Source organism: Eximiradius proteiniborus, from assembly GCF_058546985.1.
Genome location: NZ_CM178592.1, coordinates 375,123 through 389,401, shown reverse-complemented (window position 1 = coordinate 389,401; position 14,279 = coordinate 375,123). Strand labels below are relative to the sequence as shown.

Sequence of the window (14,279 nt, the reverse complement as noted above, 5' to 3'; positions counted from 1 at the left end):
AATTATTGTGAAATAGAGGAAATATGGCAAACGATTTCCAGGAACTCGGATTAGAAAGTAAAAATTCAAACTCTCAATATACTGAAGAAAGCATTAGGGTTCTCGAAGGATTAGAAGCTGTTCGACAACGCCCCGCGATGTATATAGGCGATATAAGTGAAAGAGGCTTGCATCATTTAATCAATGAAGTAGTCGATAATTCAATTGACGAAGCTCTGGCTGGCTTTTGCACAAACATCATTGTTACCCTTCATTCAGACGGTTCTTGTTCAGTTGAAGACGATGGTCGAGGCATTCCTACTGGTATTCACCCAGAAAAAAACATTTCCACATTAGAACTTGTAATGTGTACTTTGCACGCAGGAGGTAAGTTTGATAATAATACCTATAAAGTATCAGGTGGATTGCACGGTGTTGGTGTATCTTGCGTAAATGCATTATCAACTAAACTGATAGCAACAGTTAAAAGAGAAGGTAAAATTTTCCAACAAATATATGAAAAAGGTATTCCGGTTACAAATGTTGAAATAATTGGTGAAACAGTTTCAACCGGAACAACAATTCAGTTTTATCCAGATCCATCGATTTTTCAAACTGTTACTTTCAAATACGAACGAGTTGCAGACAGACTTCGTGAACTCGCATTTTTAAATCCGGAAGTAAAAATTACTATTATTGACGAAAGAGAGGAAATAAAAGAAGAATACCTATACAAAGGTGGATTGAAAGATTTTGTCAGCTACATTGATAGTTCGAATACTCCAATATCAAAGCACGTATATATTTATGGGAAAAATGATAATCCAAATATTGAAGTTGAAATTTGCTTCCAGTACAACACTTCTTATAGCGAAACTTTATTGAGCTATGTAAATAATATTCATACAATAGAAGGCGGAACACACGTTAGCGGTTTTCGTTCTGCCCTCACTCGTACGCTTAATGACTATGCAAAAAACAACAAGTTAAATAAATTTGAAATTACAGGTGAAGATTTTCGTGAAGGTCTAACTGCTATTGTATCTGTCAAAGTATCTAACCCGATGTTTGAAGGGCAAACTAAAACAAAATTGGGAAATGCAGAAGTAGAAGGTATTGTGAGGTCAATTGTAAATGAAAAATTAGCAGAGTATTTAGATTCTAATCCTTCCGAAGCAAAAAAAATCATTGAAAAAGCTAATTCGGCTGCTGAAGCTCGCATTGCAGCCCGTAAATCACGTGAACTTGTTAGAAGGAAAAATTCACTTGAAAATTCAACTTTACCTGGTAAACTTGCAGATTGCTCTCTCAATTCTCCCGAAGACACAGAATTGTTCATAGTCGAAGGAGATTCCGCTGGTGGTTCTGCAAAACAAGGAAGAGATAGACGCTTTCAGGCAATTCTTCCTCTGAAGGGTAAAATATTGAATGTTATTAAAGCTACGCCACATAAAATATTAGAAAACGATGAAATTAAAACCATTATCGCCGCAATTGGTGCTGGGTTTTCTCACAAACCAAACAGTGAGGAAAACGGTAGCTCAAATGGTAACGGAAATGGTAAAGAAAAAGATTTTGATGTTTCAAAAGCTCGATATGGAAAAATAATACTTATGGCTGATGCTGATGTGGACGGTTCACACATAAGAACGCTATTGCTTACTTTCTTTTTCACATATATGCGAGACTTAATAAACAAAGGAATGCTTTACATTGCTCAACCACCACTTTACAAGATAAAAAAAGGAAAACTTGAATATTACGCAAATAATGAAGAAGAAAGAGATAGTATTATACAAAGATTAATGAAAGATAGTCCGAATGCAAAAATACAATCTAATGAAGAGCAAGAAGAAATAAACGATGGAAATGAAGAAGTAAAATTAAAAGGCGGAATTGTAGTATCGCGTTTTAAAGGGCTTGGAGAAATGAACCCTGAACAGTTATGGGAAACAACAATGAACCCAGAAAAACGAACTTTATTACGTGTAAATATTGAAGATGCAGAAAAAGCAGCAATTATATTCCAAACACTTATGGGCGATAAAGTAGAACCTCGCAGAGAGTTTATTGAACGAAATGCTCAATATGTGAAAAATTTAGATATTTAGTTGATTATTATTACTTTCATTACCTAAAAGGGCTGTCTATTTTTGACAGCCCTTTTTAAATTTACTTTGCTACTTTATTATAAACAAATTATTCGATTTCTTCACCGAGCAAATCTATCCCACGTTTTCCACCGGCAATTTTAACGATTTCATCATCATAATGATCAGAAATAATTGCAACAGTTTTAAGCGAAGTTTCAAATTCATTCTTATCCATGTTTGTGCCAGCTATAGAATGTTGAAAAGTAATGGTGTTATCAAACAATAATCCAAAAGCACCAAAATGAATTTCAGAATTTTTACTCAGCAAAAATTTCATTAGTTCAGGAGTAATATTTGCACCGGTAACAACATTGGATACTATTTCAACGCAAGTTTCTGTTTCAGTAAAAGGTCTAACAATAATCATTATCTGCGAAGAACCATAATTAACAGTAAAAGAACCATTCCCGAATGAAATATAATCAGGGAAAATTTCTTTTAAATAATTTTCTACCTTATCAATTGTGGACTGAATAAGTTCCACAGGAGTTTCTATCATATTATTTTTCTCCTTATTAATTAACAATTCCATATTCCACCTTATTATTGATTTTCTTGGTTTGGTGGCAACATGCCCATTTTAGATTTTAGAGCGAGTAATTCGTCTTCTACATCTTTTGATGAAGTCAGTTTTTTGAATTCATCATCTAAAGAAGTGTTTTCGCCTGCGAGTTGCTCGAATGCGGAAGCTTCAGCTTCAAGTTTTTCAATTTTTCCTTCGAACTTATCGAACTTGCTGAAAGCATCAGTGCCAACACCGCTGAATGATTGGGCGATTTGCTTTTGAGCTTTGGCAGCTTGCGAACGAGCAACAAGAGTGCTTTGACGAGTACGAGCTTCATCAAGCTTGGATTTCAACTGGTCGAGCTGCTGACGAAGCTTGTTTGAAGTTTGACGAGCTTGCTCTAAAATCGGGACTAAATCGTTAATGTTTCGTTCAGCAATTGCTTTTTTCTCTAAGGCAGCTTTAGCAAGGTCTTCCCTATTGTTTTGCAAAGCAACCATAGCTTTGTGTTCCCATTCTTCTTTGTCTTTGCGAGCTTTCTCTAATTTTCGTTCCAAACTTTTTTCGTTAGCAATTGCTTGTGCAACAGCCAAAGTAGCCTTATTAACTGATTGCTCCATCTCGATAACCATTTGCTTGAGCATCTTTTCCGGGTCTTCAGCTTTGTCGAGAACATCATTAACGTTAGCCTTGAAGATGTCTGCGATTCTTTTGAATATGCTCATTTTTACCTCTTGAATAATGTTGAGAAATAAGGGTATTAATAAATCATTATTTAATACGTATTAAATTAAAAAATGTTATATTTGAAAAAAAATTTTGGTGAAAAAAATGAAATTTGACTTGCAATCTTTGCTCGGACAAGCGCAAAAAATACAGGAAGAAATACAAAAAATCAAAAATGAGCTTGCAAATAAAACGGTAACCGGAGAAAGTGGCGGTGGAATGGTAAGCGTAACGATGAATGGTGCTAATAAAGTAATATCTGTAAAAATTGCAAAAGAATTGGTAAATCCTGATGAAGTTGAAATCTTAGAAGACTTAATCGTCGCCGCTATAAATATTGCAAGTGAAAAAGCAGCCGAATTGGCAGCAGCAGAGATGAACAAAGCCACAGGTATGCTTCCCAATATTCCAGGGTTTAATTTGGGCTTATGATTTCTACCTCTCAAACATTAGAAAAAGCCATTGCTACTTTTGCTAAATTACCATCAATTGGAAGGAAATCTGCTCAAAGATTGGTGTATTTTCTTTTGCGTCAAAACCAAGAATATATTGATGAATTTATTGCTGTGTTGAGCAATTTAAAAAGTAATATAAAACTTTGCAAGTCTTGCTATAACTATTCAGACGACGATATTTGTCCAATTTGTGCTTCAAATAGCCGAAACTCAAAGATTATCTGTGTTGTCGAAGAACCAAAAGATCTTTTTGCAATTGAGAAAACCAATGAATTTCGGGGTGTATATCACGTTCTTCACGGACTTATTAATCCAATTGGTGGAATAAATGCTTCTGATTTAAAAATCAAGGAGTTAATTGAAAGAGTATCTTCGGCAGAAGAAGTAATACTTGCTTTAAGTCCATCTGTCGAAGGAGAAGTTACATCACAATATATTGCCAAATTGATAAAACCATTTAACATCAAAGTAACACGAATAGCTAGCGGGCTGCCTGTTGGTTCGTCACTTGAATGGACTGATGAAGCAACACTTTCGAGAGCATTAGAAGGACGCATTACACTTTGAAATGGTATTTGCTAATATTACTATGCTTTTTATATTCTTGCGGGATTTTCGAAACACGTTCACCAGAGGAACCTGACCAAAGTCCTGTTGTATTCCTTCCTGCTACGAGCCCGGAAGTATTAATGCAAAACTTTATGAATTCTATAAAATACAAGCGTTTGCAAAATTATTCTGATTGCTTTATCGGAGGCGGCAAATATAACTTTATACCGGCTCAGGATGCTTTTGCAACATATCAATCAATCTTTCAAAATTGGACTATTGCAGAAGAACAAAGAAGTTTTAAATCAATAATTTCGGCTGCAAGTGGCGACAATACAATATCACTATATTTTGAAAAAAGCCAGTATCAATACACTTCTCCCGATTCAATTATTTTTACAGCTAACTATGAACTTTACCTGCCAACTGTTCAACCTCTAAATTTAGAAAAATATAATGGTAGAATGCTACTAATAATTTCACAAGCTATTGATGGTACATATAAAATTGTTCGTTGGTCAGATTTTCAAACTTCAAACGACACTATTTACCCATCCTGGAGCATCCTAAAAGCTCGATATTACAACTAAAATTTTTATTTCTCTTCTCAATATATTATATTGCAAAGTTTAAATAGTAAGTCTAATTATTCAAATAATTAATCTGTATGTTAGTATCGTTAAAGAAAATTCGTGAATTTGTTGATATTGAAATGACAACTGAAGAACTCGATAATACTTTGACTATGTTAGGTTTGGAAGTTGATAGTATAATCGATTACAATAAAAAATATTCGGGCTTTTATGTTGCAGAAGTTTTGGAATGCGAAAAACATCCTAATGCTGATAAATTATCACTTTGCAAGGTAAATTTTGGTAGTGAAACTGCTCAAGTAGTTTGCGGAGCACCAAATGTTAGAAAGGGACAAAAGGTAGTATTCGGAACTATCGGGGCAGTTGTTCCTAATGGAGGATTCAAGCTCGAAAAAAGGAAAATTCGTGATGTAGTATCATTTGGAATGATATGCAGTCAGGTGGAATTAGATTTAGGCGAAGACAGCTCTGGTATTTGGGTGCTTCCTGAAGACGCACCTGTAGGAATGGAATTCGCGAAATATTACGGATTAGATGATGTAGTATTTGAAATCGGAATTACGCCTAACAAGGCTGATTGCTTAAGTCATCTTGGTATAGCAAGAGAAATTGCTACAAAATTGAATAAACAAATTCGTTACCCTGAAATCAATATAGTTTCAAATAATGAAAACGCTTCTGATTATGCAAGAATCATAATTGAGGACACAAATATTTGTCCAAGATATTCTGCTCGTATAATCAAAAATGTAAAAATCAAGCCGTCTCCCAACTGGTTGCAAAATGCTCTTACAAAACTTGGAATTCGCCCAATTAATGCAGCAGTGGATGTTACAAACTATGTATTGTATGAGATGGGACAACCTCTTCACGCTTTCGATTATAATAAAATCGAAGGTAAAAAAATCATTGTCCGCAAAGCAATAAAAGATGAAGAGTTTGTTACACTCGATGGTAAGACCAGAATTCTTGATGATTATATGATAGTAATTGCTGATGAGAAGAAGCCAATAGCTTTAGGCGGAGTTATGGGTGGCGAAAATTCGGAAATAACTAATGATACAACTAACATTTTGTTGGAATCAGCATATTTTAATCCATCACTTATTCGCAAGACATCAAAGAAATTGGGATTATCCAGCGATTCCTCCTATAGATTTGAACGCGGAGTAGATATTGAAAATGTTATCCCTGCTTTAAACAGAGCAGCTTCTCTCATTGCAGAACTTTGCGGTGGAGAAATTGTTGGTTCAGAAATCGACGTTTACCCAGAACCTGTTAAATTGAAAGAAATATCTCTACGTTTTGAGCGTGCCCGAAAAATCATTGGTTGCGAAATTCCAAATGAGCTTATGCTACAAATATTTGAAAATCTTGGTTTTGAAAAAACTGAGCAAACGAACGATTATGTGAAATACAGAATACCTCATCGAAGAAATGATATTTTTGAGGAAATAGATTTAATTGAGGAAGTTGCCCGATTTTATAATTATGATAATATCGAGCCTAATTATGTTTCCTCCATTACGTTTAGCGAAAATATCGTAGATAAAAACTTGCAAATCTCTCCACTAAAAGACAAAATCCGTAATTATTTTGTTTCGAATGGATTTTCGGAGATTCTCACTCAAAATATGATTGACACACGTTCTGCTGAGTTTTTCACTTCGGACCCTGTTAAAATATCAAATCCACTTGGCGAAGAATTGTCAATAATGCGACCATCAATTGTTCCCTCATTATTGAAAACAATTAATTTAAATATTAGATATGGGAATAATAATCTGAAACTTTTCGAAATTGGTAAAATTTTTAAACATTCTGATGATGGAATTCTTCCGGGATACGAAGAAAGAGAAATACTTGCAATTAGTTTAGTTGGCAAAACATTCCCGAAACAGTGGAGCGAGAAAGAAAGACCGTTCGATTTCTATGATATAAAAGGATTCATAGAAGATTTAGCAGATTTTCTACGCCTTCCGATTTCTTTCTCAAAGTTAGATGAAAATAAAATATATTCACCCAATTCTGTTAAAATTGAATTAGATAATACAATTATAGGCTATTGTGGATATTTGAATAAAAGCGTGCTTAAAAATTACGATATAGAGGAAGATGTGCTGCTTGCCGAAATTGATTTTTCTTATGTTTCACATTACAATACAGTAGAAAACAAATATTTACCAGTAAGTCCATTTCCTTCGGTTGAACGAGACTTGGCTTTCATAGTTGATGAATACACAGAGGCAAAAAATATTCTGGATGAAATTGTAACTAATGGTGGCAAATTATTGTCAGATGTTAATATTTTCGATGTTTATGAGGGAAAAAATATTCCGGAAGGAAAGAAAAGCCTTGCATTTAGCCTTATTTTTTCCTCATCCGAACGGACATTGACTGATGAAGAAGTAGAAAGTAAGATTAATAAAATTATCCAGTCTGTGGAAAATAAATTTAATGCCCAACTTAGAAAAATGTAATGAACACCATTATTGAAATAAATAACATTACTAAAAGTTACTCAAACAACAAACACGAAAAAAATGTTGTTCTAAAAGGAGTTTCCACATCGATTGAACGTTCAAAAATTGTTGCTTTGGTTGGACCTTCGGGTGTCGGAAAAAGTACTTTGTTGCATATCATTGGAACAATTGACGAACCTGATAGTGGAGAAATAATTTATAATATTGATAATTCTCCCAAACAATTATCTCAATTTAAACGAAATGAGTTAGATATTTTTCGAAATAGAACAATTGGATTTGTCTTTCAGTTTCATTACTTATTGCCAGAATTTACTGCACTGGAAAATGTGATGCTTCCGAAACTCATTTCTGGAAGCAAGCCAAGCGATGCAAAAAAAGACGCAATAGAATTACTTGAATTAACAGGAGTTGCAGACATAATTAATAATAAACCGATGGAATTAAGCGGCGGTGAACAACAACGTATTGCAATTGCGCGGGCATTAATAAACAAACCGGAAATTGTTCTGGCAGACGAACCTACTGGAAATTTAGATGCAAAAAATGCTATGTCGTTTATAAATTTGATAAAACGAATACAATCTGAATTTTCAACAACTTTTATTATCGCGACTCACAGTTCTGATATTGCCTCTATTTCTGATGTTGTTCTTAAAATGAAAGATGGACAAATATTATAATTTTCTTGTTTATGTTAAATAATTAACCTATATTTGTTATTAGGTTTTGAAAGAAATCCAATCAAGAGTTAAATCGAATAATTTAATTATCTTGTTGAGTTTTCTCAGAACTAAGTTTTAACTAATTTTTTTGTTTTTTGGAGTTTTTTATGATTACGATTTATGTTGGAAACCTCAAGTTTCAAACCACAGAAGAGGAACTTTCAACCTTGTTTTCCCAATATGGCGATGTCCATAATGTAAAATTGATTCGCGACCGTGTAACAGGCAGACCCAAAGGGTTCGGTTTTGTTGAAATGGATGAAGCAGATGGCAATGCAGCTATCGAAGCTTTGAACGGAATCGAATTCGGTGGCAGAACAATTAAAGTTAATGAAGCAAAAGAAAGACGCGAAGATGCACGTCCAATGGAAAGAAGATTCAATGGAAACCGCCGCTATTAATTTGTAAATTTTAGTTTTACAATAAATTGCTTCTTTAAAGAAGGCTGTCTGGGAAAGGCAGCCTTTTTGTTTATTTATTTAAAAATAAAAAAGAAATGACTGTAACAATAGTTGAAACAGCCATTTCTTAAGCAATAAAATGAAGAAATTTGAATAATACTACAAATATTTTTTTACAATTTCAATAAATCCACCGTTAATGAGTTCTGGAAGTTTTGAAACGTCTTTGCCCCCAGCAGTTGCAAGATGAGATTTTCCACCTCCACCGCCACCGAGTATGCGAGCAGCATCTCCAACAAGTTTGCCAGCAGGCATTTTATCTTTTAAGTCGTCGGTAACAGAGCAAACAAGAGAGATTTTATCATCTTGTTTAGAGATAATTAACGAAATCCCGTTTTTACCGAAAGTATCTCTCAGCTTTTCAGCAAAAAGACGTAACTCATCAATATTATTCAACTCACTTTGATAAATTAATACTGAAATATCGCTAATTTTAACAGTATTATTAATTAATTGCGGAATAGATGAGAACAAAAATTGTAGTTTATACTGACTAATTTGCTTTTCGAGATGTAAATTATTTTCTTTAAGCCTTGCAATTTCATCATCTTTTGATGTGATAGTATCATTGAGCTGACAAATATAATTATAAACAGCATCACCCGTTATTGCTTCAATTCTGCGAACACCTGCTGCAATTGAACTTTCAGCAATAATTTTGAAAATGCCAATTTCAGCAGTATTACGAACGTGTGTTCCACCACAAAGTTCAAGAGAGAATTTATTATCCATAACAATTAAACGAACAGTTTCTCCATATTTATCGCCGAAAAACATTTTAATATTTGGATTATTCTTTGCTTCATTAATCGAGAGAATATGTTCTTCTACCGGGATTTGCTCATAGATTTTATTATTAACAATTTTTTCAATTTGTTTGATTTGCTCGTCAGTAACTTTTTCAAAATGATTAAAATCGAAACGTAAATAGTCAGGAGAAACAAGAGAACCAGCTTGCTGAACGTGTTCACCAAGCACTTTACGCAATGCTTCGTGCATAAGATGAGTAGCGGAATGGTTTCTCATTGTTCTGAGGCGACGAACTCGTGAAACACGAGCAAGAGCCATTTCACCGACAAGAGGCTCCACTTCCCTATCAGTGATATGTATTATCGCGTTATTTGATTTTTTAACATCAACAACCTGGTAAATTTCACCAGCAAGAATAATTTCACCAATATCAGACACCTGCCCACCACTTTCTGAATAGAAAGGTGTTTGCTCCAAAACTAAATAGTTATCTTCGGCATACAGAACCTTCGACTGAACTTCAAAATTATTATAACCTACAAATGTAGTCTGAAAATCCAAAGCTGGAAGTTCATTTTCGTATGCAAGGACTTTACGAGCGGAACGGCTACGCTCACGCTGTTCGGTCATTTTTTGATTAAATTCCTGTATATCAACAGTCAGAGAATTTTCACGGGCAAGCAGTTCTGTTAAATCTAATGGAAAGCCATAAGTATCGTAGAGAAGAAACGCTTGTTCTCCAGGAATCACTTTAGAATTGGCTTTAATAAGTTCGTTTCTGATTTCTTCGAATTTTTCAAGACCACGTTCAAGAGTTAGAAGAAAGCTTTCTTCCTCAGCTCGGAGAACTCTTTCGATTGTATTTCTGTGAGTGATTAGTTCTGGGAAAACGTCCCCCATCACATCAATTAAAGTTGGCAAAAGTTTATAGATAACAGGTTCTTTAAATCCAAGTTCACGAGCAAAACGAGCAGCCCGACGTAACAAACGACGAAGCACATATCCTCGTCCTTCGTTGCCCGGAAATGCACCATCAGCAATTGCAAAAGATAATGCTCGCAAATGGTCTGCAATTACTCGCATCGCAATTCCGTCTTTGTTAGATAAGTCTGTGGAGTATTTTTTGTGTGATAGCTCTTCTATTTTTGAGATAACAGGAGTAAAAACATCAGTATCATAATTAGAATTTTTCCCTTGAAGGACGGCACAAATACGTTCAAACCCCATACCTGTATCAACGTGTTTTTTAGAAAGCGGTTGCAAAGTGCCATCAATAAGACGGTTATATTGAATAAAGACTAAGTTCCAAATTTCAATAACATCCGGTGAGCCAGCATTTACGAGATTTGCGCCACTTTTGTCGGGAGTGCGGTCAAAATGAATTTCGCTGCAAGGACCGCAGGGACCAGTTTCGCCCATTTCCCAAAAGTTATCTTTTTCATCGAAACGGTGGATGCGTTCTATTGGCAAATATTTCTTCCATATTTCATATGCTTCATCATCAGTTCGATAGACTGTAGCGTGGAGACGGTCAGATGGAAGCCCCCAAGTTTTAACAAGCAATTCCCAAGCCCATTCAATAGCTTCTTCTTTATAGTAGTCGCCGAAGCTCCAATTACCAAGCATTTCGAAAAAAGTATGATGATAAGTATCAACTCCAACTTCTTCGAGATCGTTGTGCTTGCCACTGACACGGATACATTTCTGGGTGTCAGCAGCACGAGTATATTCCCGACTACCTTGACCAAGAAAAACATCTTTAAACTGGTTCATTCCAGCATTAGTAAAAAGCAAGGTTGGGTCACCAAAAGGAATCACTGGGGCACTTGAAACAATTTTGTGTGCTTTGGAAGCAAAAAAATCTAAAAATGATTTACGTATTTCTTTTGAAGTCATTAAAAATCCTTAAATTGTTAAGAAAATAAACAATTAACGAAATACAAAAATATTTGTTTTTTGTGAAAGCAAAAAGGAAACTTTCAAAAGAAATTTATTTAATATATTTTGTTAGGATTAATCTATTTTGTGGGAAATCACCGGAACGAGGAATATACTGAATTTTATCCATAACAAGATTGATTATATGAAGCCCCAAACCACCCCGACGATAATTATTCAAATAATCATTCATATCTAATGAAGTATCAGAACTTGGGTTAAATGAAGCACCATCATCAAGAATGAGAACGGAAAATTGATTGTTATCGGTTAATATTTGCAAGCAAATTTCTCTGGAACTGTCGTATTTATAAGAATGTTTGATTAAATTCGTGCAAACTTCATCAACAGCTAAAACAATTTTGTTAGCAGTAATATCATCGAAACCAAATTTTTCAGCAAACTCTAACACAAATTTGCGAATTCTTTCGAGTTCAGCACTGTCTGCATTAATACAAATAAAATTATTATTTTCAACACTCAAAAGCATTTAGTTTCCTTTAAATTTAGCGATAGCTTCACTTTCTTCGTTAAGAATATCAAAAAGCAATGGAAATCCGAGCAAATCAAATACAGCAAAAACTTTTTCTTTCATATTAGAAAGCTTAATATCGCCACCATTCTGACGAACATCTTCAATAAAAGCCATAAAAACTCCAAGACCAGCACTTGAAATGTAATCCAAATCAGAAAAATTAACAACAATCTTATAACATCCATCTTTTACTGATTTTTCTATTTCCTGTTCGAGAAAAGGTGCTGTATGTGCATCTAAATAACCAGAAATAGAGAGCAACACTAAATCATCGATATTTTTTTTCTCAATTTTGAAATTATTATTATTATTATTCATTTTTTAACCTCTTCGTATTATCTAAACAACCAAAAGAAATAATGAAAACAGTTAAATCATCAATTTGAGGTGCATCCCCTTTAAACTCATCAATATTTTGTAAAAATTGTTTTAGCAATTTTTGAGCCGAAGAATTATGAGTAAGAAGAAAGTCGAAAACTCGCTGAAAATCAAATTCTTCACCTGAAGAGTTACGGATTTCGTTCACCCCATCAGTAATTAACATCAAAATATCGCCATTTGAAAGCTGAATATTGACTTCTTCTAAATAATCAGTGAATAATTCATTTCCAACAAGAGCAATACCTAATCCTTGTGGTTTAATCGTATTGACATCAGACGAATTTTTCAGGAAAAGAGGTGGATGACCAGCACGAGCAAAAGTAATGGAGCTATTGTTTTCATCGAGTTTCAGGCAATTTAAAGTAATATAACTTTGTTTGTCCATCAATCCAAAAAGAATATTGTTAAGTTTTAACAACAACTCTTTTGGAGAATTAACTTGTGGGGCAACGGAATGCACAGCACCTTTGAGCTGAGCCATATAAAATGCAGCACTCATTCCTTTGCCAGAAACATCACCAACCAGAATGCAAGGAGTTCCATCTGCAAAGCGGGCAACGTCATAGTAATCACCACCAACCTCTTCGGCAGGTGAGGAATAAGCAGCAAGTTGAAATTTAGGAAATTCAGGAAGATTCTGCGGAAGAAGCTCTTTCTGGATTCGCTTAGCAATTAACATTTCGCTGCGATAACGTTCTTTTTGTAAGGATTCCTGCAATAGTCGCTGATTTTCGAGAGCTAAATTAACATTATCGGCAAAAGCAGAGAGGACAGCAACATCTTCCAATTCGAATCCATATTCTTCCGTATCGATTGCTACAATAGTGCCAAATCTTTTTGCACCTTGATACAGTGGAATAGCAATTAATGTATTTGCAAAATGAAAATAATTCAAAATAGACTTAATTTCATCATTTTCTGGTACCGATTCAACTAACACCGGCTTTTCAATAGTAGTAAAAATATTTCCAATTCGCTTGTCGGAATGAAAATCTTTTATTAGCTCAGGTGAAATTTGAGCTGTAGCTCCAATGTCAATAGTACCATTATGATAAACTTCGAGCCAAACAGCCGCACTGCCAGAAGCATTTAAAGCAAGCTGAGTAACCATTTGTAAGATTTCATCAGGCTTTTTTGTCGAAGTTTCAGCAATAAATTTGTTAAGATAAGTAAGAGAAGAAATTTCGGATGTTTTTCGTTCAACGATTGTTGCAGTAGGAAGTGAAACTATTACAGCAAGGAAAATTCTCAAAGAAAAAGCATTTAGAGCTAAAACAACTGCACCGAAAAAATTATTTGCACCAGATAAGAAATTTATTGTGTTTCGTGATAAAAATCCGTCACTATCAATTATTGAAACAGCTAAAAGTATAGATAGAATTAGATTGGCAAGTGAAACCCACAGAAGTCTAATTTTTGGCTTGCGTTCAAGCTGAGCAATCCAATTATTTTTTTTAGTAACTAAAAGTGTAAGAATATATATTACTAATAGGAAAAGAGGTATAAAGCTATTCAAATAAAGCGACTTAAAAAATCCATAGTTTGCTAATTCTATAACCAGCAGAATAGTAAGCAAAATAGCAATTATCTTTAAATATAGCTTTGTTCTTTTGTGCTTTCGTCTTATTAACCAGACAAACAAAAACCAAGCTAAGTAAATTGTAGCCAAAGCAAAGAAAACAGTTGAAACATCAGAAATAAAGAATTTGAAATACGGTAGTTCAAGACTGTAGAATGTATCATTATTTGGTAGAAAAATTATTAAAATGTATATCAATAACTGCAAATAAAAAATACGTGTAAAATCATATACAAATTTCTCGTTAGAATACTCATTATTATTTTTTTCAAATTGCTCAGAGAAAAAGTAATAAATAAAAGCCGATAAAATTAGAATAGACGAAAAGAAAGTCCAATATGAGAAAACAAAACTATCCTGAGGCAATAAATAGTAAAAAATAGTATCAATTGAAAAACGCAAAAATATTAATATAGCAACAAGTGTTAGATAAATCGGTTTATTAATATTAATTAGAAAATTCATAT

13 protein-coding genes are annotated in these 14,279 nt (G+C 34.1%); 7 read left to right on the top strand and 6 right to left on the bottom strand.

Annotated elements, in window-relative coordinates; all coding sequences use genetic code 11:
• Nucleotides 1-23: 23 nt before the first annotated feature.
• Complete coding sequence (gyrB, locus tag ACY2LT_RS01645) at nucleotides 24-2,090, top strand: DNA topoisomerase (ATP-hydrolyzing) subunit B (protein ID WP_491815920.1); 2,067 nt, start codon at nucleotides 24-26, stop codon at nucleotides 2,088-2,090.
• Between the two features lie 88 nt (nucleotides 2,091-2,178).
• Here the strand turns inward: gyrB and ACY2LT_RS01640 are convergent, their stop codons facing one another.
• Nucleotides 2,179-2,664 (bottom strand): T3SS (YopN, CesT) and YbjN peptide-binding chaperone 1, encoded by a 486-nt coding sequence (locus ACY2LT_RS01640; RefSeq protein WP_491815919.1) that lies wholly within the window; start codon nucleotides 2,662-2,664, stop codon nucleotides 2,179-2,181.
• Nucleotides 2,665-2,675: 11 nt separating this feature from the next.
• Nucleotides 2,676-3,362: a PspA/IM30 family protein gene (locus ACY2LT_RS01635; RefSeq protein WP_491815918.1), complete on the bottom strand. Its 687-nt coding sequence runs from the start codon at nucleotides 3,360-3,362 to the stop codon at nucleotides 2,676-2,678.
• 106 nt (nucleotides 3,363-3,468) lie between these two features.
• On the opposite strand from ACY2LT_RS01635, the gene ACY2LT_RS01630 reads away from it, so the two are divergent.
• The 6 genes from ACY2LT_RS01630 to rbp all read left to right on the top strand — a co-directional run bounded on the left by ACY2LT_RS01630 (nucleotide 3,469) and on the right by rbp (nucleotide 8,569).
• Nucleotides 3,469-3,795: a YbaB/EbfC family nucleoid-associated protein gene (locus tag ACY2LT_RS01630; RefSeq protein ID WP_491815917.1), complete on the top strand. Its 327-nt coding sequence runs from the start codon at nucleotides 3,469-3,471 to the stop codon at nucleotides 3,793-3,795.
• Nucleotides 3,792-4,385 (top strand): recombination mediator RecR, encoded by a 594-nt coding sequence (gene recR, locus ACY2LT_RS01625; RefSeq protein ID WP_491815916.1) that lies wholly within the window; start codon nucleotides 3,792-3,794, stop codon nucleotides 4,383-4,385. Before ACY2LT_RS01630 ends, recR begins: the two co-directional genes overlap by 4 nt.
• Nucleotides 4,386-4,393: 8 nt before the next feature.
• A complete protein-coding gene (locus tag ACY2LT_RS01620) occupies nucleotides 4,394-4,957 on the top strand; it encodes a hypothetical protein (RefSeq protein WP_491815915.1) in 564 nt (187 codons plus the stop codon).
• A gap of 77 nt (nucleotides 4,958-5,034) precedes the next feature.
• Nucleotides 5,035-7,440, top strand: coding sequence for a phenylalanine--tRNA ligase subunit beta (gene pheT, locus ACY2LT_RS01615; protein WP_491815914.1), 2,406 nt, complete (start codon nucleotides 5,035-5,037; stop codon nucleotides 7,438-7,440).
• On the top strand, nucleotides 7,440-8,126 hold the full coding sequence (locus ACY2LT_RS01610; protein ID WP_491815913.1) for an ABC transporter ATP-binding protein: 687 nt from the start codon (nucleotides 7,440-7,442) through the stop codon (nucleotides 8,124-8,126). The genes pheT and ACY2LT_RS01610 overlap by 1 nt, the downstream gene beginning before the upstream one ends.
• A 149-nt stretch (nucleotides 8,127-8,275) precedes the next feature.
• Nucleotides 8,276-8,569 carry an RNA-binding regulator gene (rbp, locus tag ACY2LT_RS01605; protein WP_491815912.1) on the top strand — a complete coding sequence of 98 codons (294 nt, stop codon included), beginning with the start codon at nucleotides 8,276-8,278 and terminating at the stop codon, nucleotides 8,567-8,569.
• A gap of 159 nt (nucleotides 8,570-8,728) precedes the next feature.
• Here rbp and alaS read toward each other — a convergent pair whose 3' ends face one another.
• The 4 genes from alaS to ACY2LT_RS01585 form a co-directional block, all read right to left on the bottom strand.
• Complete coding sequence (gene alaS, locus ACY2LT_RS01600; protein WP_491815911.1) at nucleotides 8,729-11,275, bottom strand: alanine--tRNA ligase; 2,547 nt, start codon at nucleotides 11,273-11,275, stop codon at nucleotides 8,729-8,731.
• Between the two features lie 94 nt (nucleotides 11,276-11,369).
• Nucleotides 11,370-11,807 carry an ATP-binding protein gene (locus tag ACY2LT_RS01595; protein WP_491815910.1) on the bottom strand — a complete coding sequence of 146 codons (438 nt, stop codon included), beginning with the start codon at nucleotides 11,805-11,807 and terminating at the stop codon, nucleotides 11,370-11,372.
• Nucleotides 11,808-12,170, bottom strand: a complete 363-nt coding sequence (locus ACY2LT_RS01590; protein WP_491815909.1) for an STAS domain-containing protein — start codon at nucleotides 12,168-12,170, stop codon at nucleotides 11,808-11,810.
• Nucleotides 12,163-14,277 carry a GAF domain-containing SpoIIE family protein phosphatase gene (locus ACY2LT_RS01585; protein WP_491815908.1) on the bottom strand — a complete coding sequence of 705 codons (2,115 nt, stop codon included), beginning with the start codon at nucleotides 14,275-14,277 and terminating at the stop codon, nucleotides 12,163-12,165. The genes ACY2LT_RS01590 and ACY2LT_RS01585 overlap by 8 nt, the downstream gene beginning before the upstream one ends.
• Nucleotides 14,278-14,279 lie beyond the last annotated feature (2 nt).

Bases quoted from the DNA above. Each gene is read 5' to 3' on its own strand.
- rbp (WP_491815912.1), top strand. From the start codon at position 8,276: ATGATTACGATTTATGTTGGAAACCTCAAGTTTCAAACCACAGAAGAG.
- ACY2LT_RS01640 (WP_491815919.1), bottom strand. From the start codon at position 2,664: ATGGAATTGTTAATTAATAAGGAGAAAAATAATATGATAGAAACTCCT.
- ACY2LT_RS01610 (WP_491815913.1), top strand. From the start codon at position 7,440: ATGAACACCATTATTGAAATAAATAACATTACTAAAAGTTACTCAAAC.
- ACY2LT_RS01595 (WP_491815910.1), bottom strand. From the start codon at position 11,807: ATGCTTTTGAGTGTTGAAAATAATAATTTTATTTGTATTAATGCAGAC.
- pheT (WP_491815914.1), top strand. From the start codon at position 5,035: ATGTTAGTATCGTTAAAGAAAATTCGTGAATTTGTTGATATTGAAATG.
- ACY2LT_RS01635 (WP_491815918.1), bottom strand. From the start codon at position 3,362: ATGAGCATATTCAAAAGAATCGCAGACATCTTCAAGGCTAACGTTAAT.
- ACY2LT_RS01585 (WP_491815908.1), bottom strand. From the start codon at position 14,277: ATGAATTTTCTAATTAATATTAATAAACCGATTTATCTAACACTTGTT.
- ACY2LT_RS01630 (WP_491815917.1), top strand. From the start codon at position 3,469: ATGAAATTTGACTTGCAATCTTTGCTCGGACAAGCGCAAAAAATACAG.
- ACY2LT_RS01590 (WP_491815909.1), bottom strand. From the start codon at position 12,170: ATGAATAATAATAATAATAATTTCAAAATTGAGAAAAAAAATATCGAT.
- alaS (WP_491815911.1), bottom strand. From the start codon at position 11,275: ATGACTTCAAAAGAAATACGTAAATCATTTTTAGATTTTTTTGCTTCC.
- gyrB (WP_491815920.1), top strand. From the start codon at position 24: ATGGCAAACGATTTCCAGGAACTCGGATTAGAAAGTAAAAATTCAAAC.
- recR (WP_491815916.1), top strand. From the start codon at position 3,792: ATGATTTCTACCTCTCAAACATTAGAAAAAGCCATTGCTACTTTTGCT.